The sequence below is a fragment of the Neglectibacter sp. X4 genome (assembly GCF_009917365.1).
GTDB lineage: Bacteria > Bacillota > Clostridia > Oscillospirales > Acutalibacteraceae > Acutalibacter.
The window spans coordinates 1-514 of sequence record NZ_QWLE01000352.1; the positions used below are offsets into that span (position 1 = coordinate 1).

The 514-nt window shown below is 26.1% G+C and carries 1 protein-coding gene; it reads left to right on the forward strand.

What is annotated here, in order from left to right; all coding sequences use genetic code 11:
* Positions 1 to 293: 293 nt before the first annotated feature.
* Positions 294 to 514 (forward strand): hypothetical protein (locus tag D1841_RS18525; RefSeq protein ID WP_166554420.1); only part of this gene is annotated, 221 nt, incomplete at its 3' end.

Genomic DNA, 514 nt, shown 5'->3' on the forward strand with positions numbered 1-514 from the left:
ATAGTCATTTAGTTGAAAATAATCTTTTTGAACCGGATAAAGACTATTGTTTAATTAGTAACAGGCTAGTTGAGTTTTCTTTAGAATTGATATACACAATAAATGAAAATAAAGAGATGGCTACTTGGCTGGAAAAATTTCTTCAAATCAAAGAAAAAATATTTGTTTAAGCCTGTATCGCTATAAAACTTTCAGAGAAATATTTATATATTACAATTGGTTTAATAGTTGAATTAATTTTGATGAAAGGGGTATTAACAATTACTATATTGGAGTAGGAGAACAGATTTAAAATGAGATTTTTAAAACATTTAACTTATTTGATGATGCCTCTTAGAGTAGCATCTATAGCAAGTATTGCATATTCAACAATTATTTTTTGTCAAGGTATTATACCAGCCATTGAAACGATTGTATTGGCTGAAATTATCGATAATTTAGAATTAAATAAAGTCAGGACAGTTTTTTTTGTTTACATCTATATAATATTAATTTTTATCGACTGGATTGTACC